This is a genomic window from Agriterribacter humi, assembly GCF_009192765.1.
Classification (GTDB): domain Bacteria; phylum Bacteroidota; class Bacteroidia; order Chitinophagales; family Chitinophagaceae; genus Agriterribacter; species Agriterribacter humi.
The window spans coordinates 12769-36937 of sequence record NZ_VOHQ01000015.1; the positions used below are offsets into that span (position 1 = coordinate 12769).

The 24169-nt window shown below is 42.4% G+C and carries 21 protein-coding genes; 11 read left to right on the forward strand and 10 right to left on the reverse strand.

The annotated features are described in order from the left end of the window. Positions 1 to 19 precede the first annotated feature (19 nt). Positions 20 to 193 carry a hypothetical protein gene (locus FRX45_RS23380; RefSeq protein ID WP_193311787.1) on the forward strand — a complete coding sequence of 58 codons (174 nt, stop codon included), beginning with the start codon at positions 20 to 22 and terminating at the stop codon, positions 191 to 193. Positions 194 to 217: 24 nt separating this feature from the next. Here FRX45_RS23380 and FRX45_RS19775 read toward each other — a convergent pair whose 3' ends face one another. Both FRX45_RS19775 and FRX45_RS19780 read right to left on the reverse strand, forming a co-directional pair. Further along, positions 218 to 1462, reverse strand: coding sequence for a DEAD/DEAH box helicase (locus tag FRX45_RS19775; protein WP_152270215.1), 1245 nt, complete (start codon positions 1460 to 1462; stop codon positions 218 to 220). A 385-nt stretch (positions 1463 to 1847) separates the two neighbouring features. Further along, positions 1848 to 2087 (reverse strand): hypothetical protein, encoded by a 240-nt coding sequence (locus tag FRX45_RS19780; RefSeq protein WP_152270216.1) that lies wholly within the window; start codon positions 2085 to 2087, stop codon positions 1848 to 1850. 428 nt (positions 2088 to 2515) lie between these two features. Here FRX45_RS19780 and FRX45_RS19785 point away from each other — a divergent pair, with 428 nt between their 5' ends. After that, positions 2516 to 3877: an acyl-CoA dehydrogenase family protein gene (locus tag FRX45_RS19785; protein ID WP_152270217.1), complete on the forward strand. Its 1362-nt coding sequence runs from the start codon at positions 2516 to 2518 to the stop codon at positions 3875 to 3877. A 359-nt stretch (positions 3878 to 4236) separates the two neighbouring features. Here FRX45_RS19785 and FRX45_RS19790 read toward each other — a convergent pair whose 3' ends face one another. From FRX45_RS19790 to FRX45_RS19800, 3 genes are read right to left on the reverse strand one after another with little or no spacing between them, the layout of a single operon-like run. Next, entirely contained in the window at positions 4237 to 4887 is a 651-nt protein-coding gene (locus FRX45_RS19790; protein ID WP_152270218.1) for a carbonic anhydrase, read from the reverse strand. A gap of 41 nt (positions 4888 to 4928) precedes the next feature. Further along, positions 4929 to 5651: a YebC/PmpR family DNA-binding transcriptional regulator gene (locus FRX45_RS19795; RefSeq protein ID WP_152270219.1), complete on the reverse strand. Its 723-nt coding sequence runs from the start codon at positions 5649 to 5651 to the stop codon at positions 4929 to 4931. A 48-nt stretch (positions 5652 to 5699) separates the two neighbouring features. Continuing rightward, the gene (locus FRX45_RS19800) at positions 5700 to 6020 is read right to left on the reverse strand and encodes a YbjQ family protein (RefSeq protein WP_152270220.1); all 321 of its coding nucleotides are present in this window, start codon (positions 6018 to 6020) and stop codon (positions 5700 to 5702) included. A gap of 205 nt (positions 6021 to 6225) precedes the next feature. Here FRX45_RS19800 and FRX45_RS19805 point away from each other — a divergent pair, with 205 nt between their 5' ends. Together FRX45_RS19805 and FRX45_RS19810 are read left to right on the forward strand one after the other, a co-directional pair. After that, positions 6226 to 7425, forward strand: coding sequence for an MFS transporter (locus tag FRX45_RS19805; protein ID WP_394350043.1), 1200 nt, complete (start codon positions 6226 to 6228; stop codon positions 7423 to 7425). Positions 7426 to 7501: 76 nt separating this feature from the next. Beyond that, positions 7502 to 7783: a DUF721 domain-containing protein gene (locus tag FRX45_RS19810; RefSeq protein ID WP_152270222.1), complete on the forward strand. Its 282-nt coding sequence runs from the start codon at positions 7502 to 7504 to the stop codon at positions 7781 to 7783. 1 nt (position 7784) lies between these two features. Here FRX45_RS19810 and FRX45_RS19815 read toward each other — a convergent pair whose 3' ends face one another. Next, positions 7785 to 8219 (reverse strand): CBS domain-containing protein, encoded by a 435-nt coding sequence (locus FRX45_RS19815; protein WP_152270223.1) that lies wholly within the window; start codon positions 8217 to 8219, stop codon positions 7785 to 7787. A 275-nt stretch (positions 8220 to 8494) separates the two neighbouring features. Here FRX45_RS19815 and FRX45_RS19820 point away from each other — a divergent pair, with 275 nt between their 5' ends. The 4 genes from FRX45_RS19820 (at position 8495) to FRX45_RS19835 (ending at position 13859) form a co-directional block, all read left to right on the forward strand. After that, positions 8495 to 10183 (forward strand): T9SS type B sorting domain-containing protein, encoded by a 1689-nt coding sequence (locus FRX45_RS19820; RefSeq protein WP_152270224.1) that lies wholly within the window; start codon positions 8495 to 8497, stop codon positions 10181 to 10183. 9 nt (positions 10184 to 10192) lie between these two features. After that, on the forward strand, positions 10193 to 11215 hold the full coding sequence (locus FRX45_RS19825) for a PorP/SprF family type IX secretion system membrane protein (protein ID WP_226805473.1): 1023 nt from the start codon (positions 10193 to 10195) through the stop codon (positions 11213 to 11215). Between the two features lie 27 nt (positions 11216 to 11242). Further along, positions 11243 to 13282 (forward strand): OmpA family protein, encoded by a 2040-nt coding sequence (locus tag FRX45_RS19830; RefSeq protein ID WP_152270225.1) that lies wholly within the window; start codon positions 11243 to 11245, stop codon positions 13280 to 13282. Positions 13283 to 13415: 133 nt separating this feature from the next. Next, positions 13416 to 13859 carry a hypothetical protein gene (locus tag FRX45_RS19835; protein ID WP_152270226.1) on the forward strand — a complete coding sequence of 148 codons (444 nt, stop codon included), beginning with the start codon at positions 13416 to 13418 and terminating at the stop codon, positions 13857 to 13859. A 105-nt stretch (positions 13860 to 13964) separates the two neighbouring features. Here the strand turns inward: FRX45_RS19835 and FRX45_RS19840 are convergent, their stop codons facing one another. Further along, complete coding sequence (locus FRX45_RS19840) at positions 13965 to 15386, reverse strand: Gfo/Idh/MocA family protein (RefSeq protein ID WP_152270227.1); 1422 nt, start codon at positions 15384 to 15386, stop codon at positions 13965 to 13967. A gap of 185 nt (positions 15387 to 15571) precedes the next feature. Between FRX45_RS19840 and FRX45_RS19845 the strand changes: the two genes are divergently transcribed. Continuing rightward, on the forward strand, positions 15572 to 16300 hold the full coding sequence (locus FRX45_RS19845; RefSeq protein WP_152270228.1) for a copper homeostasis protein CutC: 729 nt from the start codon (positions 15572 to 15574) through the stop codon (positions 16298 to 16300). A gap of 349 nt (positions 16301 to 16649) precedes the next feature. On the opposite strand, the gene FRX45_RS19850 is transcribed toward FRX45_RS19845, so the two are convergent. Continuing rightward, entirely contained in the window at positions 16650 to 17960 is a 1311-nt protein-coding gene (locus tag FRX45_RS19850) for a PQQ-dependent sugar dehydrogenase (RefSeq protein WP_226805474.1), read from the reverse strand. A gap of 360 nt (positions 17961 to 18320) precedes the next feature. Between FRX45_RS19850 and FRX45_RS19855 the strand changes: the two genes are divergently transcribed. Next, positions 18321 to 19520: an NAD(P)/FAD-dependent oxidoreductase gene (locus tag FRX45_RS19855; protein ID WP_152270230.1), complete on the forward strand. Its 1200-nt coding sequence runs from the start codon at positions 18321 to 18323 to the stop codon at positions 19518 to 19520. 155 nt (positions 19521 to 19675) lie between these two features. Here the strand turns inward: FRX45_RS19855 and FRX45_RS19860 are convergent, their stop codons facing one another. After that, positions 19676 to 21043: a hypothetical protein gene (locus FRX45_RS19860; RefSeq protein WP_152270231.1), complete on the reverse strand. Its 1368-nt coding sequence runs from the start codon at positions 21041 to 21043 to the stop codon at positions 19676 to 19678. A 155-nt stretch (positions 21044 to 21198) separates the two neighbouring features. After that, entirely contained in the window at positions 21199 to 22212 is a 1014-nt protein-coding gene (locus tag FRX45_RS19865; RefSeq protein ID WP_152270232.1) for a LacI family DNA-binding transcriptional regulator, read from the reverse strand. A 114-nt stretch (positions 22213 to 22326) separates the two neighbouring features. Between FRX45_RS19865 and FRX45_RS19870 the strand changes: the two genes are divergently transcribed. Further along, positions 22327 to 24075 (forward strand): DUF4091 domain-containing protein, encoded by a 1749-nt coding sequence (locus tag FRX45_RS19870; protein ID WP_226805475.1) that lies wholly within the window; start codon positions 22327 to 22329, stop codon positions 24073 to 24075. Positions 24076 to 24169: the final 94 nt, after the last annotated feature.

Here is a 24169-nt window from a genome sequence, read left to right on the forward strand (position 1 = left end):
CTTCCCCATAAGCGTACCAATGACAGATAAAATTAAATCAGAAGCCAGAAATCCGAAAGGAATACAAAAGCATCAAGAAACAAATTACAAGAACCAAACCTGCCTGCGGCAGGCAAGCCTGTCCTTTGTGGCGGATAAATTGAAAAAGCCAGAAGCTATAAATCCGAAATCAGAAGCGAAAATGCAACCATAAATCATAAACCATAAACTAAAAATTTCAATACGTTTTTTGCCTGAAAAGCTTTCTGTCTCTACCGGTTCCTACATTTTTGAAGCTGTTGACGTGGCTTGCTGAAGGCGCTTTATTTATATTGCTATGAACAGAACCCATGTCAAAAGGATGACCACTAACCACAGGAATCGTTCTTTGGTTAAGCTTTTGAATATCATTCAATAAAGGCTTTTCGCCCTGGTCGCAAAAAGAAATGGCAATACCACCCGCACCGGCCCTTCCCGTGCGGCCTATACGATGTACATAGGTTTCAGGTACATTCGGCAGGTCAAAGTTAATTACGTGGGTGAGCTCTTCAATGTCAATACCACGCGCTGCAATGTCCGTTGCCACCAGTACGCGGGTCTTCCTGCTTTTGAAATTCTCAAGTGCCCTTTGACGCGAATGCTGCGATTTGTCGCCATGGATAGCCTCTGTACGGATGCCGGCAGTATTAAGCTTATACGCCAGCTTATCCGCGGCATGTTTCATTTGGGTAAATACCAATACGGTTTCAATAGACTTGTCCTGCAACAAATGGATCAATAATGATTGCTTGTTTTTTTTCTCTGCAAAATAAACGGATTGCTCAATGATCTCTACTACAGAAGATGCAGGGGTAACTTCCACTTTTACCGGGTCTTTCAACAGTACAGATGCCAGCTTACTAATGGCGGGAGGCATGGTTGCAGAGAAAAAAAGTGTTTGACGTTTGGTGGGCAGGTGAACAATGATGCGTTTTACATCATGTATAAATCCCATATCAAGCATACGGTCTGCTTCATCCAGTACAAAATATTGAATATGGTTAAGTGATACGATTTTCTGTTGCATCAGATCCAGCAAACGGCCTGGTGTAGCCACTATCAGGTCTACCCCTCTGCGGATAGCCTGCACCTGGCTGTGTTGCGGAAGGCCACCAAAGATCACCGTGTGTTTTACATTTAAAAACCTGCCGTAAGCCTGAATGCTTTCACCAATCTGTATAGCCAGTTCCCTGGTGGGCGTAAGTATTAAAGCCTGTGGCTGCTGCAAAAATTGAGTAGTTTTTTTCTGCTCATGGATCAGTTGCAAAACAGGAATGGTAAAGGCTGCTGTTTTTCCGGTACCTGTTTGGGCACAACCCAACAGGTCTCTTTTTTGTAAAATAGAAGGAATTGATTTTTCCTGGATTGGGGTAGGCGTTGTATAGCCTTCTTTGCTCAGGGCCTGTAATACAGGTTCTATAAGCTGCAAATTGTTAAATGACACTTGTAATTTTTTTTAGTAATAAAAGAGTGATAAGGCTATCAAAAAAATGATTGATACTTTATCTGCCTTAGGTTAAGCGGTCACTATGTTGGAGGAGAATGAACTACTACACAAACGGAGAAAGCAATAACATTAAGAGCAGCGAAGATATAATAAATAAACAAGAGAAAAAAATGCTATACAGGAAAATATTGCAACGCACCTGAATAAATAACATAAAATGCATACCTGGCGTATTTTACAGGGAATGAGTGCCGGTTAATACCCAATCTGGCAGGTTTAGTAGCCTGGCTTTTTTGTGTGGTGGATTATTGTTTAATATTCCAATGGATTCATCCTTGTATGCCGTATCCGTATTACACGGATTCCAGAAGTATCAACTTTCTTACCATGTCTGTATTTCTTTTTCCAATGCTTCCAATGTCGTAAATTCTCCTCTGCCGATACGCTCCATCGCCTCGTCAAGCTCACGGTTATATTGCTCAATGCTAATATGCCTTACCGGCTTACTGTCTGATTGTAAAAATGATTTCATCATTTCCACCAATGACTTCTTTTGCGGTTCGTTGAGCAGTATAAAATACCGTATTAACTCTTTGTCTAATACACTTGCCGTAATATTCATGCTTCTATAAATTTAGTTTAAAAAATGATAGTTAAACGGGTGATATTGGAGTAATATCTGTGTGGCTTTTGCCACACACCTCTCTATTGTATTGTCACCCTGAGTTACGAAGGGCCTTGTTTGGCATGCCCACTGATCGTAGCAAAGACAAACTCTTCCCTGCCTGCGGTAGGCAAGCTTCGTTAGAGTGACAGGTGGAAAGGTTATCCTGCTGAAGCACAAAGTGTCTGTCTGCAAGGGGGCAAAATACACACAACGGTTAATTGTTTATTTGATTGAAGTGGAGATAAAATATTCACTGCATCAGCATGTCAACCCATATCTGCCACAACCTCTTTTGCATATTAACGTAGTAGCACACAATACAAATTCATTTACATTTATAGTTTATTGGCAACATTACTATATTCAATATTAAATCATCGTTTATGGCCGGAACACTAAGTAAAATTAAGCAGGCATATCAACTATTTAAGACAATTGATTTCGATCAGCTTGGCAAGATCTCAAAAAAGGTTGACCTGCAAAAATTAATGGAAGGGTTTTCAAGGCTTGATGATAACCAGTTGAAGGGCCTGCAAAAACTGATGGAAAGCAATGGCAAACCTAAAAAAGCATTGCCTGAAATAAATGGCGATTTTTATGAGCTGTCGCTCCGGCTCAATGAGGAAGACAGGGCTGTTCAATTGCAGGTGAGGGAATTTATGGAAAAAGAAATTGCCCCGATCGTGAACAATTACTGGCTGCACGATGATTTTCCTTTTGAAATTATTCCAAAATTTGCAGCGCTTAATTTATGTGGCGTTACGTATAAAGGCTATGGCTGTCCGGGTAAATCTTTTTTAATGGAAGGCATTATCGCTATGGAAATGGCAAGGGTTGACGCTTCCATCGCTACATTTTTTGGCGTGCAGAGCGGACTGGTCATGGGCTCCATTTACCTGTGCGGGTCGGAAGAACAAAAAACATACTGGCTCCCGCGCTTGCAGCAATTTAAAGCTATAGGCGCATTTGGCTTAACGGAACCGGAGGTTGGCTCCGGTGCGGCAGGCGGACTAACTACTACCGCTAAGCGCACCGGTGATAAATGGACCCTAAACGGACAAAAGAAATGGATCGGCAATGCCACTTTTGCTGATGTTACCATTATATGGGCCAAAGATGTGGATGACAACCAGGTGAAAGGCTTTTTGGTTACCAAGGACGCTCCTGGCTTTAGCGTGGAAAAGATAAAAGGAAAAATGGCCTTGCGGATTGTTCAGAACGGGTTGATTACGTTGACCAATTGTGAGGTAATGGAAAAAGACAGGTTGCAGGGGGCCAGCTCATTTAAAGATACTGCCAGCGTATTGCGCATGACAAGAGCCGGAGTAGCGTGGATGGCGGTGGGCTGTGCAAGAGGCGCCTATGAAAATGCGCTGGATTATACACGCAAAAGAAAACAATTCGGCAAACCCATTGCCTCCTACCAGTTGATCCAAAATCATTTGGTGGAAATGCTGTCGAACCTCACGGCTATGCAGTCGTTGGTATTCAGGTTGTCGGAGCTGCAGGACCAGGGCTTACTGAAAGATGAACATGCTTCACTGGCAAAAGTATTTTGTTCTTTGCGTACACGCGATATTGTGAGCAAAGCAAGGGAAGTAATGGGTGGCAATGGCATTTTACTGGATTATAATGTAGCGCGGTTTGTAGCGGATGCAGAAGCCATTTATTCTTACGAAGGCACAAAAGAAATCAACTCACTGATCGTGGGCAGGGCTATTACGGGGTTTAGCGCGTTTGTGTAATAAGCTGTCAGCGGTTAGCTGTTAGCGATCAGCAATTCACGTTTATCGTTTATCATTTCACGAGTTAGGATGTGAGAGGTCAGCGGTGAGAGCGTACATTCAATCCATCGTTAGTACTCACCCGCATAAAAAGGTGCATTCAGCCTGTCATTAGTTATTATCCTCTGACGGCTCACTGCAAAAAACCAAATTACAAAAAACAAGATCCAAATAAAATATAAATTCAAAAAATCAGAAAACGAAAATTCCGAATTCCGAAGCGAAATGCAATCATAAACCACAAACCATAAATTATAAAATCTGAAGAGTATTCATTTTATCGTTAGTAGTAACTTACCTGATCGCTGATACCCCAAAAACTACCGCTTCCAGTTGGTGTCGGTAAGGTTATAGATCTCCTGTATGTCACGCAGTATTTTTTCGAAGTCGAGCTTCAGATCTTTAAGCAAACCGGTTTTTAAATCAAAAACCCAGCCATGTACGACGGGGTAGCCTGTTCTTACATACTCCTGCTGCACGCTTGCTAATTTAATTACGTTTACGCACTGCTCCTGCACATTCAGCTCAACCAGCCGGTCGTACCGCTGTTTGTCATCCGTTATAACGTTCAGTTCTTCTTTATGCAGGCGGTAAACGTCGCGGATATTTCTTAACCAGGGATTAAGGATACCCATGTCTTTGGGTTGCATGGCGGCTTTTACGCCACCGCAGTTATAATGGCCGCAAACAATAATGTGCTTAACATCCAAGTACCGCACACCATAATTGATTACTGCCATTACATTTAAATCTGTTGCGCATACCAGGTTGGCTATGTTGCGGTGCACAAACACTTCGCCCGAGTCGAGCCCCATGATCTCATTCGCAGGCACGCGGCTGTCGCTGCAACCAATATAGAGATATTCCGGGTTTTGATCAGAGGCCAATTTTTTAAAAAAGTCAACATCCAAAGCGGTTTTAGAAGCGACCCATTTCCTGTTGTTTTCAAAAATCTGTTCGTAAGTGGTCATGTTAAATAAAGGCGCATTGGCAGGCTATGCCTGTCTTCTGCTTATTGTAAGTTGTGAAATACTTTCTGTACATCTTCGTCCTGCTCCAGGCGGTCTACGAGCTTAAACACTTCCTGCGCCTGTTCTTCGGGCAATTCCACCGTAGTGGAAGGAATCCATTCCACTTCGGCGCTAATAGGTATAATATGCTTTTCTTCCAGCGCTTTTTGCATATTGCCAAAATCTGTAAAGCCTGTTCGCAATACCAATACGTCCTCACCATTGTCACCAGTGCCTTCACCCAGCTCTTCCAGTCCATAATCAATGAATTCCAGTTCAAGCTCCTCCGCATTCAGCCCTTCCGGCTTCAATTTAAATACGCCCATTTTTTTAAACTGGAAAGCTACGCTACCACTGTTTCCCAAAGTGCCGTTGCCCTTATTAAAATGCGATTTTACATTGGCTACCGTACGCACATGATTATCTGTTGCGGTCTCCACCAGCACAGCTACACCATGCGGGCCGTAGCCTTCATATAATATTTCTTCAAAATTTTCCATTTCCTTGCCCTGCGCTCTTTTAATAGCTGCTTCTACCCTGTCTTTGGGCATGTTCACACTTTTTGCATTTTGCATACAGCGGCGCAAAGCGGGATTGGTGCCAGGATCAGGTCCCCCGGCCTTAACGGCAATGGCTATTTCTTTTCCAATACGGCTGAACTGTTTTGCCATGCGATCCCAGCGGGCAAACATGGTTGATTTACGTACTTCAAATATTCTTCCCATTGATATCGTTGATTGTTTAACTGGTTGATTTGGTGATTGGTTGATTGGTTAAACATATTTTACCGCGGTTCCGCTGGCAATAACCATCAGCATGCTTCCACCGCTGCCTATGGTTTCAAAATCAAGGTCAATGCCCACCACCGCATTTGCGCCTAAACGCTGTGCTCTTTCGGTTAGCTCCTCCATTGCTTTTTGCCGGGCCTCATCCAGTACCTTTTCGTATGTGGCGCTGCGTCCGCCAAAAAAATCACGCAACCCGCCCATAATATCTTTCAAAAAATTAGCTCCTATAATTACCTCGGCCGAAATAACGCCCAGATACTGTTCAATCTTTTTCCCTTCTATATTCGGCGTAGTTGTGCAAAGCATTTTAAATTATTTTAGCGTTGCAAATGTAAGATAATGGAGTGAAAATGTTTGAGGGTGCACGCATTTCTGCCCAGATATCAAATATCCGGGAAATTATCGGCCATGTGAACAAATCCATTATCATTTTCCCAAAAATGTAAATCTGCATACCTTCAGTTTTTAAAATTTTGATTGATTTCAGGCTAAAAAAATACATCTGAAAAACATTACACGAACAGTCTGGACCTTATCGCTGGTGAGTTTGTTTACAGATACCGCCAGTGAAATGCTCTATCCTGTACTACCCATCTATTTACAATCTATCGGGTTTTCCATTGTACTTATTGGCGTTCTTGAAGGTGTAGCGGAAGCAACTGCAGGGATAAGCAAAGGATATTTTGGAAAACTTTCAGACAATTCATTCAAAAGAGTGCCATTTGTACAAATAGGTTATGCTTTAAGCGCTATCTCTAAACCCATGATGGCAATTTTTACTTACCCACTCTGGATATTTTTTTCGAGAACCATTGATCGTTTGGGTAAAGGAATACGAACCGGTGCAAGGGATGCCATTTTATCGGACGAGGCTACCCCGGAAACCAAGGGCAGGGTATTCGGGTTCCATCGCTCCATGGATACTTTTGGCGCTGTATTAGGTCCATTGCTGGCACTGCTGTTTCTTTATTTTTACCCCGGGCATTACAAAACTTTATTTTACATCGCTTTTATACCAGGGATAATTGCCGTTCTTACATCATTATATCTCAAAGAAAAAAATCCGCCTGTTCAAACAGCCAAAGCTACGCCCCCTTTTTTTTCATTCCTGAACTATTGGAAAAAAAGCCCGCAAATCTATCGCAAAGTGGCTACAGGGCTTTTGGTATTTACTCTTTTCAACAGCTCAGATGTATTTTTATTATTGAAAGCAAAGGAGGCAGGGTTAAGCGATATGCTTGTAATTGGCGTATATATTTTTTACAATCTTATCTATGCTTTATTTTCCTTTCCATTAGGCATTATAGCAGATAAAGCAGGGTTAAAGAAGATGCTTATTTTCGGACTTTTTATATTTGCCACAGTATATTTTGCCATAAGCCATTTCAGTAATTTTTATATACTGGCAGCTATTTTTTTTCTGTATGGAATATACGCGGCGGCAACAGAAGGTATTTCGAAAGCCTGGATCAGCAATATCACCGCCAAAAAGGATACAGCCACGGCTATTGGCACTTATGCCGGCTTTCAAAGCATTTGCACCTTGTTAGCGAGCTCTTTGGCCGGCTTATTCTGGTACCGGTTTGGAGCAAGTGTAACTTTTATTATAACAGGAACAGCAACACTATTGGTTATCCTGTATTTTTTATTTTATGTGAAGGACCGCGAATCCAAAAATATAATGCATCAGCAAAATGACAACGGGAAATAAACAAAAAGATGAAGCGTAAAAAGAATAAACATGCTGTTTAAATTAGAAAATACCCGAATCGTCCTACCTTAGCATTATGAGTGAACTTTCCATGGGTGATGCATTGAAAATGTTTCTTAAGAAAAGCAGGCTGAAAGGAAACATGCAGGCCATGCAGATAACGGATATATGGGCCGAACTGATGGGTAAAACGATTGCCCGGTATACCGATAAGATACAGATCATGAACCGCACTTTATTTATCGCTACATCCGTGGCTCCTCTTAAAAATGAATTGCTCTTTCAGAAAGAGAAAATTATTCAAAGAGTGAACGAAGCCCTTGGCGAAAACCTTATTACAGAAATTGTGATCCGGTAACCTACACCGAATGAATATAACTATGCAACTGGTCTATGGTTTCCTGCTGCGCAAGGATGGTTTCTTTTACAATATCCAGCACCGAAATGACCCCATAAAATTCGTTGCTTTTGAATACAGGCAAATAGCGGATATTATGCGCTGTCATTATACTCATGCATTCTTCAAGCGTATGTTCGGGAGTAATCCGGGGTAAATGTTCCAGCATAATTTCACTTACAGGCGTTTCACCCGATGATTTCCCCAGCAATATCACTTTACGGGCATAATCTCTTTCTGTAGCCAGCCCGCAATATTTTCCTTCACTATCCACTACGATCACCGATCCTATATTTTTTTCCGACATGATCTTCAGGGCTTCCAGTACAGAAACATCCGCATCAATGGTAATGTTGTGATGGCCTTTGCGTTTAAAGATGTGTGCAACCGTTCGCATAATGCAAGTTTTAGTTAAAAAAATAATATGGATACGGATATGTTTCAAAAGATACGATAAAACCCTGAAACCCGGAAAATTTGATCATTACGGAGCAATCGTTTAAAGATAATACAGCGGCCAGCCATGTTACATCATTTGTAGTTTCCCGGAATGCTTAAAATATCAGCAAAAAATATTGTTGACATACAATAACTTCCGAGGCTGTAAGTTAATGTACATAGTGACTTTTGAAGAAAGACCAAAGTATAATAATCCAATACCTGTTGATAGTAATGAGAAACCATTTCCTGTTCGTTTCATTGGTGGTTTGTGTGCAGTTCAGTACCGCAGGCACGGGTCCGCAAAAAACCATGAATGTATATGGCGTTCCTGCCGGGGTAAATTACAGGAGCGACAACCAGCCCCGTTCAATTCTACCAGCCAGCATTGCAATTTCGGAGGCATTTCCTGCTGAAGATCAGGGCCTTTTGTGGGCGATAGGCAACAATACCATTGGCAGTGATCAAACCATTTGCTATAATAGCGCTCCTGTTGCTTTAACAGGAAGCGTACCTACAGGCGGAAACGGGAGCTTTAGCTTTCAGTGGCAAAGTAGCACTGTTTCCGGGAGCACCGGATTTGTGGATATAGATGGGGCAACAAGCCAGGGATATAGTCCGGGGCTTTTAACCCAAACCCACTGGTACAGAAGAATAGTACATTCCGGCGCGGAAAGCAATATTTCGGCCGCTGTACAAATTGCTGCGGATCCCCTGCCGCCTGCAGCCATAAGCTATGACCAATCGCCTTATTGCGGAACCGGCACAGCCACTGTAACCCAAACCGGCCAGCCGGGCGGCACTTACAGCGCTTCTTCCGGACTATCCATTAATACTGCCACCGGGGTGGTAAATCTTGCTGCAAGCAAACCCGGATCTTATACCGTTAATTATACCTTTAGCAGTGGCGCATGCACCGGCACAGTTACCACCAATATAGATGTGGGCGACCCCCTGCTTATTATTACCAATCCTTTACCGGTATGCGGATCACCTACGGCAGATATTACAGTATCATCTATTACTCTGGGCAGCACCAATGGCTTAACCTATCGTTATTTTACGGATGAAACAGCTACAACAACACTTGATAATCCCGCTGCTGTTACCGCAAGCGATACTTTTTATATACGGGGAACCAGTGCAAGCGGCTGTTTAACAGACGTTGAACCCATAGTAGTTGTGCTTAATGACCAGCCGGTTATTAGCACTGATGATACGGTTGTAGCCTGTAAGGGCTTGCCGGTTACCCTAACAGCATCTTCGCCGGGCAATGAAATAACATGGCAGAATATAGGACCCGGAAATAGCATTGTTGTGCAGCCGGTTGTCAACAGCATGTATAAAGCAATAGCCGTAAATGAATCGGGTTGCACAGATACCGCCATTGTAAATGTACAGGTGCGGGATTTTTCCATTTCCCTGAAAGCCAATCCCAGCCCCATGCTCATTGGTATACCTGCAACACTTACTACTTCAGCCAATGCCAATTATGAAGTAATTGGCTGGAAACCGGAAATATATTTCAGCAATCAAACCGCAAACACGCAGTCGCTTATTATTAATGATACCACGGGTACGTTTTATGTTATTGCGAGATCGGAAGATGGTTGTATAGACACAGCGAATGTGAAAACAGCAGTTGATAACAAAGACTTTTTTATACCCAATGCATTTACGCCTAACAGGGATGGCAGAAATGACATATTTAAAGTGTACGGATCTTCGGTAACAGCAGCGGAAATAAAAATATACAATCAATGGGGCGCTATGCTTTACGAAACAAAAGACAATGAAAAAGGTTGGGACGGAACGCATAAAAACAATCCGCAACCGGTAGGCTTGTATGTATACGTAGTTAAGGTTCGATTATCCAATGAAGATACATTCATTAAAAAAGGTACTATCCGGCTGATAAGATAAATGAATGTAATGAAGCACTATAAATTTTTTGCGATGAAAAAAGGCATATTTCAAATATTATTCACCATACTGATGGGCATATGTGGCTGGCATAGCAAGTGCTATGCACAGGTAGATCCGCACTTTTCGCAATACTTTATTCAGCCTATGGCGCTAAACCCGGCGCTTACCGGGGCCATTGAAGGCGATTACCGGGTATCGGCAGTATGGCGCAGCCAGTATGGCAACACCTTCTCAACCAAAGGCATATCCGCAGAAATGCCCACCAGTAAAAACATTAACCTTGGCGTTAACCTGCTAAATCAATCTTCTGCCGATAAAGCCTATAACTATACCAATGCTTACCTGAGCATAGCCTACACGGGTGTACGGTTTAAAGATCACTACGTGGCAATGGCCATGCAGGCAGGTATGCTGAACAGGAGCTTTAATGTAAACAAACTGCAATTTGGTGAACAATGGGTATCGGGCATCGGGTATGATCCTTCGGCTCATTCATCAGAGGTATTTCAGAAACCAAATGTATTTTCCTTTGATGCCGGTGCAGGACTGGTTTACTACGATGCCACTGCAGATAAAAAAATAAACCTCTTTGGAGGATTTTCTGCATTCCATATTACACAACCCAAAGACCCTTTCATTTCCGGAGGCGATAAACAGTCATTGCCTGTACGTTACAGTTTGCATGCAGGAGCAAGAATTATCCTATCCGACCTGTTAAATATTGTACCCAATGTATTGTACATGCGCCAGGGCGAAACAGAAGAAAAAATGGCAGGAGCTTATGTGCAGGTAAATGCCAGCGAGCAGGTTGACCTGATGTTTGGAGCGAACCTCCGTTTCCAGGATGCGATTGCACCTTTTGCAGGATTTTATTACAAAGGCTTCACTGTGGGCATGAGCTATGATACCAATGTATCAACCAAAGACGCTATGGAAATGAACAGGAACAGCATTGAAATATCGCTTTCGTATACGTGGTGGCGAAAAAACAGCATGAAAACAAAACCTTTTTATTGCCCCCGTTTTTAAAAACAAAGGCATACAAATAATAATCATATGCACAAAAACAGCAGGCACCTGGTGAACAGAAAAACTTTTTTATTGTTGGGCAATGCCACAGCAATCCTCTTTTTTTTGGTTTGCACTTTGGTGGTGACTGCTCAAAATGACAGTCCGGGCTATTATACCAAAGGGGAAGCATTGTTTAAGCAGAAAAAATATTATGAAGCCATACAGTATTATGAAAAATACCTGAACACTGAAATAAAAACAACGCCACGCTCACAGCCTTTTGCAGTAAAAAAGAAAGCGCCCGGAAAATCAAATCTTAATATTCACAATGAAGTGGTTTACGGCCTGGCGGAAAGTTACAGGATGATCAATAATTATACCCTGGCGGAAAAATGGTATAAGGAAGCGATGTCATTTTCCAGGAAAGCGTATCCTGCCTGCCCCTACTGGTATGGCGTTTCATTGCGTGCCAATCAAAAATACGAAGAAGCATTTAATGCGATCACTGCTTTCAGGGAATCTTACACTAAAATGGATGAATTGCTGGTGGGCGCAGATAAAGAACTGGAAAATCTCAAATTCATAAGGGAACAATTGTTAGAAGAAAAGGATGGATTTTTTGTAGAAAGAAAACAAATGCCGGTAAATACCTCATCTTATGCACTATCGGTTTCACAAACAGATCGTGTTGTTTATACTGCTGTGCATGAAGATAAAACGAATGACCTGTATGTTGCCCGGTTGTATGAAGCGGGCCTGCAAGATGGCGCTACAGGAAAAACGAAAATGATTGAATTAGACGAAGCGCCGGGCATTCATAATGGCATGGCTGCATTTTTAAAAGAAGGCAAAAAAATATTCTTTACCCGGTGGATGGTAAACAGCGGGGTTACCACCTCAGCCATTTACAGCTCCGATAAAACGGATACCGGCTGGACAAAGCCTGTACCCTTACCCGAACCAGTAAATATGGAAGGCTCAAACAGCGGGCAGCCTTTTATTACAGCAGATGGAAAATATCTTTTATTTTCTTCCGACCGCGAAGGAGGCATTGGCAAATATGATGTCTGGTACACGCCGCTGGATACCAACGGTAATGCGTTGCTGGTTGCCAATGCAGGTAATATTGTGAATACAGCCGGAGATGAAGTGTCTCCCTCCTATCATTATACCAGCCGGTCGCTTTTGTTTTCGAGTAACGGGCATGTAGGTATGGGTGGTTATGATATTTTTTCCGCCAAAGGAGATTTTCAACTATCCAACTGGGATAAACCTGTAAATGCCGGCAAACCCATTAATTCATCCAAAGATGATCTGTATTTTATAAGCACCGATGAAGATAACCTTTGGAATACCGGCTGGTTAAGTTCGGACCGGGCAACGGATTGTTGTCTTGAGCTTTTTGCTGTGCGCCAGGATAACGCGCAATATGTATCCGGTTCGGTTACAGACTGCAATAGCCGCCAGCCTTTGCCGGGCGTAGCGTTAACCATAAAAGATCCAAAAGGCGGAAAAGTATTGCTGAGACAGCAAACCGGCAGCGATGGTTACTATAGCTTCGAACTGAAAAATACTTCCCGCTTTGAAATTACAGCGGAAAAAGACGGATACAATCCTGCGATTGAAAGTTACAAAGTATATTTTGATGCCGGAACAGACAGCGTAAATAACAACAACATATGTCTCTCTTTAATAACACCACCTGTCGCAAATGCGGGAGGATATGATTTGAGCGAATCAGCCACTTTGGCCAAATTCTCTTTTAACCAGTCTGCTTTGGGAAATTCATCCTTTTATGAATTGGACTCGCTTGCGGCATTGATGCACCAATTTCCTTCCGTCACCATTGAAGTGGGTGGTTATACCGATGGCAGGGGCTCGGAAGCCTATAACTTAAAGCTGGCACAAAAACGGGTAGATGCCTGTATCCGTTACTTAGTTAAAAAAGGCATCCGCAAAAACCGGCTCGTGGGCAAAGCATACGGCGAATGCTGTCCGCTTGAAGCTGAAAAAATAAATGGCAGGGATAATCCTATGGCGCGTGAAAAAAACCGAAGGGTGGAATACAGGGAGGTGAAAAAGTAAGATGGTAAGAGGTAATCAAGGAGTGTAGGTAAGCCAATCAACAAACCAACAATATAGGGGGTTACAAATTTGATATTGCCGGTTATACCAATAGCCGTTCGTTCTTATTATTAACCAACTCAAAAACATTGTCATGAATGAGATATTGCTTTTCCTGCTGATCGCTTTTACGCTGATCACTTTTGTTTCTTTAAACAAAAAAATTGGGAGTGTTCCCGGAGATATTATATTAAAAAGAACAGGAGAATACCCTGTTGGCGGAATTACCAAAGTAATTTATTCTGGCATGATAAAAAAAGCCCAGTCGGATTACAGCAGGCTGTGGTCGGTTACTGCTATAGCCGGCAGGGGCCCGGAAACAGCAAACCAGCAAAACGAGATTACTGTTGTTTATCATCAACCAGGCAATGGACCCGGATTACAACCCTATTACCAGTCATCCGGTACAGGCAAAGGATTTGATGCTGTAAGCAATAAAACAAATGCCTTTTTACCCTGTGATGATGTATGTGTAATTTCATCTGTAAGCGATTTCCATTACCGCCATGTACTGTTACCATTGGATGAAGTGGTATAATTTAAATCTATGGCAACCTGGCTTATAGTAAAAAAAGGCGCCTTTCGGCGCCAAATAACGGTGGTTTATCAATCAGGAATGTTTTTAAATTTTAATTGTTCAATATCATCCATTTTTTACTTCTCTTACTGTGGTATTTCCTCCGCCTTCCAATGTAAGATTTACAGGTTTATTGGTTTTCCAGTTGCCCCTGCTGAAGTCGGGCACGTTTACTGACTTTGAATTTTTGGCTACCGATTGTTCACTAAGCGGTCCAATTACACTCCATAAAGCACCATCATATACGTTCTGGTCTAAAGGCAGTCCATTGCGCAAACAATCAATGGTACGCCAATCCATCATAAAGTCCATGCCTCCATGACCGCCTACTTTTTTTGCGATATCGCCCACATGCTTTACGATCTCAGGCGTATATTTATCGTACAGTGCTTTTAATTCTTCAGGCTTGATCCATTCATGACCGAAAGCGATCCGCTCGGGCTCGGGATATTTCTGGGCAACACCTTTGGTACCACTGATCAAATGAAGACGGGAATAAGGGCGGGGTGAAGTAACATCATGCTGCAGCATGATCGTTTTCCCTTTATTGGTGCGGATAATGCTGGTATTCATATTGCCGCGGTAAGACTTTCCAACAAACTCATTGAAAAAAGGATCTTCCGCCGCTTTTTCTTTTGCCGTTGCACCCATCATAAAATCATTGGATGACATGGAAACCATATGATCCATTTTATCGCCCCGGTTAATGTCTAAGCATTGCGCTATTGGTCCTAACCCGTGTGTGGGATATAAATTACCATTGCGGAATTCATTTTCTCTTAAACGCCACATTTTGGAATAGCTGGTTTTCCCGAAATTGGAACTCAGCAGGTCATGTATGTACGCGCCTTCGGCATGTATCAGCTCTCCAAACAAACCATTACGCGCCATATTTAAAGTAAGCAGTTCAAAAAAATCATAGCAGGTATTTTCCAGCATCATGCAATGCTTTTTTGTTTTTTCCGATGTTTCCACCAGTTGCCAGCATTCATCAACAGTAACGGCAATGGGTACCTCCGATGCAGCATGTTTTCCGTTCTTCATGGCATATACTGCCATAGGCGTATGCAACTGCCAGGGTGTGCAGATGTATACAAAGTCAATATCATTGCTTTCGCACAAAGCCTTCCATCCTTCTTCGCCCGTATATTCTTTGGCCTTTGACAAACCTTTATCCGTAATCGTTTTTTGAGCCAAAGGAATTCTTTCGGGACGGTTGTCGCACAGGGCAACAATTTCAGCATTTTCAATAAAAGATAAACGACCCACAGCGCCCGAACCGCGGTTTCCCAGCCCGATAATACCAATACGCACTTTATCTATTTTAGGCGCTGCGTAACCGCACATGTTAAACCCGCTTTTTCCGGTATAGGGTAATAACTCCTCTTTTTCCATCGAAAGGTCTTTGCCCATCACGGGTAATCCTGTAGCAATCGCGCCGGTTCCTAAAGTAATATTGCGTAAAAATTTTCTGCGGTTGGATGTCATGACAAGTAGTTGAATGAATAATTTTGTGTGCGCTAATATCCTCAATTTGTGCGAATAAAAACGCATTACCTGAAATTTGAACAATCGTTTGTTTTACAAAAAATATATTCAGTAATGGATTTGCTATCTTTCAACTTCAAAATAACATTCATATACCGTTCCATTTACTACCCACAACAACCGTTATGAATTATACGCTCGAGGTCATTGCCTTTACAATTGAATCTGTGCTGCTGGCGCAGCAATCAGGGGCGCATCGTATTGAATTATGCGATAATCCCGCTGAAGGCGGTACTACGCCCGGTTATGGTATGATCAAAACTGCAAGGAAAAAGACCTCACTCCTGCTCTATCCCATCATTCGACCGCGCGGCGGTGATTTTTTGTATGGTGATGAAGCATTTGAGGTCATGAAAAGGGATGTGCTGCTTTGTAAGGAATTGGGCTGTGATGGTGTGGTAATAGGGTTGTTACAACCCGATGGAAGTGTTGATAAAAAGCGAACTACAGCATTGGCGGAGGCGGCCTACCCACTGGGCGTTACCTTTCACCGTGCATTTGACCGCGTAGCCAATCCGTTTGAAGCTTTGGAAGATATAATAACCACCGGATGCGAACGGATCCTTACCAGCGGATTGAAACCTACGGCAACAGAAGGCGCAGAAACGCTTGCACAGCTTGTACGGCAGGCCAATGACCGCATTATCATTATGCCGGGGTCAGGTGTAAGATCAGAAAATATTATTGCCTTAGCCCGGCAAACAGGGGCTATAGAATTTCATTCTTCGGCAAGAAAAACAGCAGACTCAAAAATGAAATATTTAAATACTTCCATGAACGAAAATCTGCAAACCACCGAACTGGATACAACGGAAGTGAGGGGAATGATAGCGGCTTTACAAACCTTAGGGTAATTTGGGACCTGCCTACAGGCAGGTTTGAAATTTTAAATTTGAGATTGAATCCGGTCAGCCACCAGCTACAACCTGAAGAAGATGTATCCATCCTCCTTAGTACTTATTTGCCAATAGCTGAAAGCCGAGGGCTCGTACCTGATAAGCTTAAGGCTTCGGATTTAAATTTATCCGCCACGGCGGACAGGTTTGGTTCTTGTTTTTTGTGGTTCTTTGCTCTCCTAATGCGGTCTGACCCTTCTTGCGTCAGGTGGCGACCACATCATCGGACTTCGGATTTTGTATTCATTTCGAATTTCGATTTTTAGATTTCGGATTTATTTGGTTCTTGTGATTTTATTCACACTGTCTATTCAGCACTCACCCTCCATATTATATCACTGGTATCATCGGTAACCAGCAAAGAACCATCAGGCAGCATGGCCAGTCCTACCGGGCGCCCATGTACTTTTTTCCCGTTGGGCTCTATAATAAAGCCGGTAAGAAAATCTTCTTCCTTACCGGCTGGTTTTCCATTTTCAAAAGGTATAAAAATTACTTTGTAGCCAGCCAATACCGACCGGTTCCATGAACCATGCTGGGCAATAAATGCACCGTTCCTGTATTTTGACGGAAATTGGTTGCCTGTATAAAAAAGCAGCCCGAGTGATGCAGTATGCGATCCTAAAGCAACATCCGGCACTATGGCTTTTTTCACCAATTCGGGTTGCTGATCTTTGGCTTCAATCCGCGGATCAATATGTTGTCCATAATACACATAAGGCCAACCGTAAAACCCACCTCTTTTTATGCTTGTAATATAATCGGGAACAAGATCATCACCCAACTCATCTCTTTCGTTTACCGCCACCCATAAAGTTTTTGTACCGGGCGCCCATCCCATACCTACCGGGTTGCGTAACCCGCCTGCATATACTTCAAGTCCCGACCCATCGGGATTAATTTCCCATATCCTCGCCTTATCTTTATCTTCCTCCAGTCCATTTTCTGCTACATTGCTGCCAGAACCAATAGCGATATATATTTTATTTTTTTTGCTGTTGGTAATAATGTTTCTTGTCCAGTGTCTGTTATTTTTCCCTGCCGGCAAATCAATTATTTTTTTCCCTTCTCCCGTTACTTTCAATGCGTCTTTTTCATAAGGAAACATCCACAGGGCATCTGTATTTGCTACATACAATTTATTTTTCAGCAATAACATCCCGAAAGGCTGATTGAGCCCGCTTAAGAAAGTCGCTTTGATATCTGGTTTACCATCTTTATCCGTATCTCTTAAAATGGTAATTCGATTGGCACTTTTACGCATGTCGTTTGATTTATTGGCGCCAATAATTGCCGCACCTGCTTTCTCAAGCAAACCATGCTCTGTATTGGATTCAGCCACCAGCACATCACCATTGGGTAACACGTACATCCAGCGTGGATTTTGCAGGCTGTCTGCATAGCGGCTTACCACAAATCCTTCCGGCGCTATGGGTGCTTCTGCATCCTTCCATCCTACCACATTACTGAAATGCATAACCGATTTGGTGGCGTATGGCTCAGGAAGTGAATCTCCGGATTTTACAGGCGTGGTTTCGTTTACAGCGGTTTGTTGTTTAGCCGTGGTACATCCGCTAATGAAAAAGAAACACAGGAGACAATATTTTATACTTTTCATATGCATTCACTTTACAGCTTTAGGATACAGACATCAACAATATATTATTATAAAAATTCATGCCTGTTTATATTGGTTGAGAAAACAAGCGTTGATCAGCTATTGTGTAAACCATAAATGCGTAAATAAATGATTGTCTGCATGCTTATGGGTAATATTCTGCACATCATGTGCATTTAATACCACAAGAAGAAAGAGATGAAGAGAATGGGGGAATTGAGAAATCGGGAACCATTAATAAACAGAATATGGGTCAGTTGCTTTTCAAAATTTCTTATTCAAAAAGATATGGCATGACTTTATAGCACATTGAAGTGTTTTGCAGGCAATCTTTCAAAAAAATCTTCATTTAGTTATACTATGGATCTCCGCTCTCACTATCCCTACTGGCTGCTCAGGCATGGAATCATTAATACCTATCCGCCCCTTACAGAAAATATTAAAACTGATGTAGCGATTATGGGAGGCGGTATTACAGGTGCACTCATGGCATGGCATTTATGCCAGGCAGGCATTGAAGCCGTAGTTGTTGATAAACGACATATCGGTATGGGAAGCACTGCCGCCAGCACAGCTATGATCCAGTATGAAATTGATATACCGCTTTATAAATTGGAGAAAATAGCAGGCGAAAAAAATGCAGCGCAAAGCTACCTGTTGTGTTACCGGTCTGTTTTGGATCTGAAAGCTATATGCAAAAGATTAAAAGGAGATACCGGCTTCGCACTCAAACCCAGTTTCCAGTATGCATCATTTAAGAAAGATGCTGCCGGTTTAAAAAAAGAGCAAGCCTGCCGTAAAAAGATTGGCATACAAACAGAATGGCTGGATGAAAAGGCGATGCTGGATAGGTTTGGGATTGAACAATATGGCGGATTATTGTCGGAAAGGGGGGCCGAATTAGATCCCTATGGTTTTACACATGCATTGTTGTATGCAGCTATACAAAAGGGATTAAAAGTATTTGACCGCACCAAAGTAACGGACATTGAACATTCACATAAAAAAGTAATATTAACCACGGAAGATAAAAAAAAGATACAGGCAAAATACCTGGTGATAGCCTGCGGATACGAATCGCAGCAATATATTTCTAAAACAGTTCAGCGCCTGCATGCTACATACGCCATCGTCAGCGAGCCGCTTTCTGTTGCTAATTTATGGTACAAGAACTGCCTGATATGGGAAACGCAAACGCCCTATTTATACTGCCGCACTACAAAAGATAACCGCATTATTGTGGGTGGCAAAGATGATGACAAATCACCTGCTGCCCGCGATGCCGCATTAACCCAAAAAACAAGGCTGCTGGAGAAGGCATTTCATAAGTTGTTTCCGGGTATTGTTTTTAAAACAGATTTCGAATGGGCGGGCGCCTTCGCTTCAACCAAAGACGGATTGCCTTATATCGGTTCTATACCCGAACACCCAAGAACTTTCTTTGGCCTCGGCTTAGGGGGAAACGGCATCACCTTTGGAATACTGGCGGCACAAATTATACGAGACAGGATTCAAGGGAAAAAGAATATTTCAGAAAACCTTTTTGGATTTAACCGCTAAGGCACAATTTTTGAAAGCACTTGTAGCACGTTTAGAGCAACAGCAACAGAACAAGCCGAAGGGAAGATATTGAAGCGCGAAGGGAAACATCCCTTTGAATCTTCCATCGGCAATTAGCCGGGTTACTAACCCGGCTTTTTTATTATTGTGCCACCTTACATTCTCATTAAAAAAGGATACAAACGCAAATAAATTTCAAAAGCCATCGGATGTTTGCCGTACAAACTATAAAGCTTTTCATCCGTTCTGTATAATGTAAACTGTGTGCCTCCGGCCACTCTTATTTTATTAATGTGCAATAAGTCGTAATGAATGCCAGCCGTAAAAGCATGCACCGGAAAAATGGCATCATGTCCATAAATTGTTTCATCCAGTACCAGTTCTTCAACCGATTTTTGAACATATTCGTACCTGCCATACAGCGCCAGTTTATTCCTGCGCCACGATCCCTCTAACAAAAAAGCATTTTCAGCATCATGGTTTTTACTTTTGTTTATGCCCCATACTGCTGTTGCGTTAACCCATCCATTTTTAGCCAACGGTAAACTGTATATGGCCGAAGCAGTAGTTCTGTTAACATCTTTGTTTACATGTAAGGGTTCCGGTTCTTTAATAAAGGCATGCGATACCTGCAATGCCCAGTTGTTTGCTGGATTATAAGACAGCCTGCCACTCCAGCTATCAAAGCGGGGTTTATCAAAATCATACCGGTGTTCATCAGGTTCTCTGCCTGTAAAAGACGAACCTTCTATTTTAAATTTACCCAAACGCATGCCCGCGGTTGCCACACCAAAAGTAATATGAGTGGCATCCGTCCAGTGATGTGAAAGCGGCGCATCCGGATTGTACAATGCCGCCGGGCGATGCATAAAAGCAACAGGTCCCAATGCCGGCTCACCGGGATAACCCAAATAAGCGAACACATCTGTATGCTTTGAAAGGGCATAAGTGTAACTCACCGATAATTCCGAAAACAGGTCGTGCGGATGCTGGCGGTCAACCAGTGGTTTTCCTTTATAGCTTTCACCACTTTGAAACAACAAAGGATATCCAGAGCCTCCTGCAATCAGTTCGTCAAGGGAAAGCATGGCACTGAAACGGACCAATCCTCTGTCACCCACTTTTCTTTGTCCCATGAACATAAACCAGTTGGGCGCATCAAATTTACTGTCTCCTCTTGAACCTTTATTACTAAAATCCTGGTTATTGTACCTCAAAAAGATATTGCCATGCAGCATATACATCCATTTTTTTGAATGATACATCACACCATACATAGGCGATGCATCCGGCAGCCAGCCTGTACCTGAGCCATTGCGGCTCATAGGCAGGTTTAAAGAAAAGGCATGGCTCATATTGCCCATATCATGTTCAGGCTGCATACTGTGATGCTGATGCGGCGGTGTGGTATCATTTGTCATTTTCATTTTGCCGGAATCTTCTTTTACCGGCTTATGATGCTCATGCTGGGCATATGTATTGACTGACATCAATAATCCCGTTAGAAAGAGTAAATTTTTCATTGTAGTAGCTTTACAGGAAATAAACGATTGTATAAAGATGATTGTATTTCATACAAAATTCAATCCATTATACCGCAGTTTTGGTACAGCATTATGGAAAGGATTTATATAATTCCGGAAATGCAGTGAAAGGAATAAACAGGTGAAAGAAAGAGTCAACGTACAATTAACTCGCTTTTCAGCACAATATTTTCATAAGGCAAACTACCTTCAGGCGATTTTGTATTAAGCAGCTTGAACAACAACTCTGTTGCCCTGCTGCCCTGTTCATACGGAAATTGCTCCACGGAAGCAATAGGTGGAAAATCAAGATAACTGGTGATGGGCCAATTGGCATAACTTACTACACTGATATCTTTATTGATCTTCAGTTTTTTACTTCTCACGTACTGAATAGTATCCAGGGCCACATTATCATTAAAAGCAAGTATAGCAGTGGGTTTATTTTTGAGTGATAATAATTTTTCTATAGCCTGTTCCGTACTTTCTTTGGAAAGATCTGTTGTTGCGATCAATGATTCCTGTACAGGAAGTTTTTTATTTTTATGAGCAGCATAGTACCCTTCTAATCTTTCATTTTTAATATTTAGAGATAAAGGACCCTGTATATAGCCCACTCTTTGATGGCCCTTGCGAAATAAGAATTCCACCGCGTCAATCGTGCTATAATACAAACTGCACCATACCGAATGGATATTGGGCACATCAGGCACCCTGTCGAAAAAAACTACAGGTATATTGTATTTATCCAATTGTTCAAAATGTTCAATGCTTTTGGTTTGTTTTGAAATAGATGCCAGTACACCATCCACCCTGTGTTTGCGCATGGTTTCAACAATCCGTTCTTCTCTTTGCAGTTCATCGTGCGATTGTCCGATCAGCACATTATAATTATTTTTGAAAGCTGTATCTTCTACTCCGCTTATAGCTGTTGAAAAGAATTCTTCACGGAGATTGGGAAGAATAAGTCCGAGGGTAAATGTTTTGCCCTGTTTAAACTGGATGGCCGTTTGATTGGGCTCATAATTCATTTCTGCTGCCAGCTTTTGCACCTGCATTTTAGTGCGCAGGCCTATGCTGGGGTGATTGTGCAATGCTCTTGAAACGGTTGAAACAGAAATATTGAGCTTTTTTGCAATTTCCTTTATCGTAGGTACCTTCTTCTCCATATGTTTAGCTAAGATAACAGCATATTTTTGGGTATCAAAAACAATCATGCAATCGTTTGCCCGGGTTCTTTTCCTTTTATTACCGTAGTTTTAGCTGATTCAAAATTTACCATCATGAAAAGAATGATATTGCTGATAATTGGTGTTGTATTATATACTATGCTCTTTGCACAGGACAAGAGTTATAGTTCTGAAGGCAACAATTATTTCACTGAAACTGCAATGCGGGTTACAGTATCGGTTGAAGAATGGGAAAAACTTCAGCAACCCGTGATGGTAAGCTTTGCCAGCAGCAATACCCGTTATGCCAAAGAAAAAGTTCCGTTTAAAAACGTTCGGGAAAGCTGGAGTGCCACAGCATGGAAGGGAGAAAAGGTGCATACACAACTGCTGGTATGGACAAACCAACCTGTTGCGCAGCTAACGTATACACTTAGCCCCCTGGTAAATGCAAAAGGTCAAACCATTCCGTCTCCGGATATCAAAGCCGGGTTCGTTCGTTATGTAATAACAGACGAATTTGCCAACGGTTGCGGCTATCGTAAACCGGCAGATTTTGATTCATCGCTGGCAGCAGACGCCATAGACATTATTTCTGCTATCCCGGTTAAAGCCAATACTGTGCAGCCCATATGGCTGAGCGTTAAAGTTCCGCAGGAAGCGGCTGCAGGCAATTACAAGGGAAGCATTTCTGTGAAAGCAGATAAAACCTATACCTTACATTATACCGTTAAAGTAATTGACCGCACATTGCCAGCACCCGATAAATGGACATTTGATCTTGACCTCTGGCAACACCCTGCCGCGATTGCCAGAGTACATGGTGTGCCATTGTGGAGCGATAAGCATTTTGAGCTGATGAAACCTTATTACACGTTATTAGCCGGTGCAGGACAAAAAAACATTACCGCAAGCATTATGGACGAACCATGGGGTCATCAAACCTATGATGATTTTCCCGGGTTAATCAAATGGACAAAACGCAAAGACGGATCGTGGGTATATGATTACAGCCTGTTTGATAAATATGTTTCCTTTGTGATGAGCTGTGGCATTAACAAACGCATTAATTGTTATACCATGGTGCCGTGGGCTTTATCGTTCCGTTATTTTGATGAAGCGGCCGGAAAGGATACCACCCTCAAAGCGCCTATTGGCTCGGTTGAATATAACACACACTGGACAAGCATGCTGAAGGATTTTACGCAGCATTTAAAAAACAAAGGTTGGTTTGACATTACTACTATTGCTATGGATGAGCGCCCCATGAAAGACATGCAGGTGGTGATTGCATTGCTCAAAAGCATTGATCCGGGCTGGAAGATCGCACTTGCAGGCAACTATCATCCCGAAATTGAAAAAGATATTTTTGATTATTGCTTAGCATCCAACCTGCAATTTGACGATGCGGTGTTAAAAGAACGTGTGGCACAAGGAAAGCCCAGCACGTATTATACTTGTTGCGTTGAGCATTACCCCAACGGTTTTACCTTCTCTCCTCCGGCCGAACATGTGTGGCTAGGCTGGTATGCCGCTGCAAAAGGTTTTACCGGCTACCTGCGTTGGGCTTACAACAGTTGGGTAGCAGACCCGCTCAGGGATTCGCGCTTCCGCAGTTGGCCCGCAGGCGATACGTACCAGGTTTACCCCGGACCGCGAACTTCTATCCGCTTTGAAAAACTGATTGAAGGCATCCAGGATTTTGAAAAGATAAAACTGCTGCAAAAAGCATTTACGGCAAAAGGCGATACACAATCGTTAAAAAAATTAGACGAAGTTTTACAGCAATTCTCAATTGAAAAACTAAAAACAATACCGGCAGAAGCGATGGTGCAACAGGCGAAGAAAATATTAAATGAATAACAACTGAACTACAAAATAACCGGAATAAAACCAGCACATCTATTAACAGAAAAGAGAAATAGCCTTATCTTTCATCTGTATTCGATACTCATTT

What these genes read in the sequence shown, in the direction of transcription:
- FRX45_RS23380 (WP_193311787.1), top strand. Translation starts at nt 20, where the DNA reads ATGACAGATAAAATTAAATCAGAAGCCAGAAATCCGAAAGGAATACAA.
- FRX45_RS19780 (WP_152270216.1), bottom strand. Translation starts at nt 2,087, where the DNA reads ATGAATATTACGGCAAGTGTATTAGACAAAGAGTTAATACGGTATTTT.
- FRX45_RS19785 (WP_152270217.1), top strand. Translation starts at nt 2,516, where the DNA reads ATGGCCGGAACACTAAGTAAAATTAAGCAGGCATATCAACTATTTAAG.
- FRX45_RS19790 (WP_152270218.1), bottom strand. Translation starts at nt 4,887, where the DNA reads ATGACCACTTACGAACAGATTTTTGAAAACAACAGGAAATGGGTCGCT.
- FRX45_RS19795 (WP_152270219.1), bottom strand. Translation starts at nt 5,651, where the DNA reads ATGGGAAGAATATTTGAAGTACGTAAATCAACCATGTTTGCCCGCTGG.
- FRX45_RS19800 (WP_152270220.1), bottom strand. Translation starts at nt 6,020, where the DNA reads ATGCTTTGCACAACTACGCCGAATATAGAAGGGAAAAAGATTGAACAG.
- FRX45_RS19810 (WP_152270222.1), top strand. Translation starts at nt 7,502, where the DNA reads ATGAGTGAACTTTCCATGGGTGATGCATTGAAAATGTTTCTTAAGAAA.
- FRX45_RS19815 (WP_152270223.1), bottom strand. Translation starts at nt 8,219, where the DNA reads ATGCGAACGGTTGCACACATCTTTAAACGCAAAGGCCATCACAACATT.
- FRX45_RS19820 (WP_152270224.1), top strand. Translation starts at nt 8,495, where the DNA reads ATGAGAAACCATTTCCTGTTCGTTTCATTGGTGGTTTGTGTGCAGTTC.
- FRX45_RS19825 (WP_226805473.1), top strand. Translation starts at nt 10,193, where the DNA reads ATGAAGCACTATAAATTTTTTGCGATGAAAAAAGGCATATTTCAAATA.
- FRX45_RS19830 (WP_152270225.1), top strand. Translation starts at nt 11,243, where the DNA reads ATGCACAAAAACAGCAGGCACCTGGTGAACAGAAAAACTTTTTTATTG.
- FRX45_RS19835 (WP_152270226.1), top strand. Translation starts at nt 13,416, where the DNA reads ATGAATGAGATATTGCTTTTCCTGCTGATCGCTTTTACGCTGATCACT.
- FRX45_RS19840 (WP_152270227.1), bottom strand. Translation starts at nt 15,386, where the DNA reads ATGACATCCAACCGCAGAAAATTTTTACGCAATATTACTTTAGGAACC.
- FRX45_RS19845 (WP_152270228.1), top strand. Translation starts at nt 15,572, where the DNA reads ATGAATTATACGCTCGAGGTCATTGCCTTTACAATTGAATCTGTGCTG.
- FRX45_RS19850 (WP_226805474.1), bottom strand. Translation starts at nt 17,960, where the DNA reads ATGAAAAGTATAAAATATTGTCTCCTGTGTTTCTTTTTCATTAGCGGA.
- FRX45_RS19855 (WP_152270230.1), top strand. Translation starts at nt 18,321, where the DNA reads ATGGATCTCCGCTCTCACTATCCCTACTGGCTGCTCAGGCATGGAATC.
- FRX45_RS19860 (WP_152270231.1), bottom strand. Translation starts at nt 21,043, where the DNA reads ATGAAAAATTTACTCTTTCTAACGGGATTATTGATGTCAGTCAATACA.
- FRX45_RS19865 (WP_152270232.1), bottom strand. Translation starts at nt 22,212, where the DNA reads ATGGAGAAGAAGGTACCTACGATAAAGGAAATTGCAAAAAAGCTCAAT.
- FRX45_RS19870 (WP_226805475.1), top strand. Translation starts at nt 22,327, where the DNA reads ATGAAAAGAATGATATTGCTGATAATTGGTGTTGTATTATATACTATG.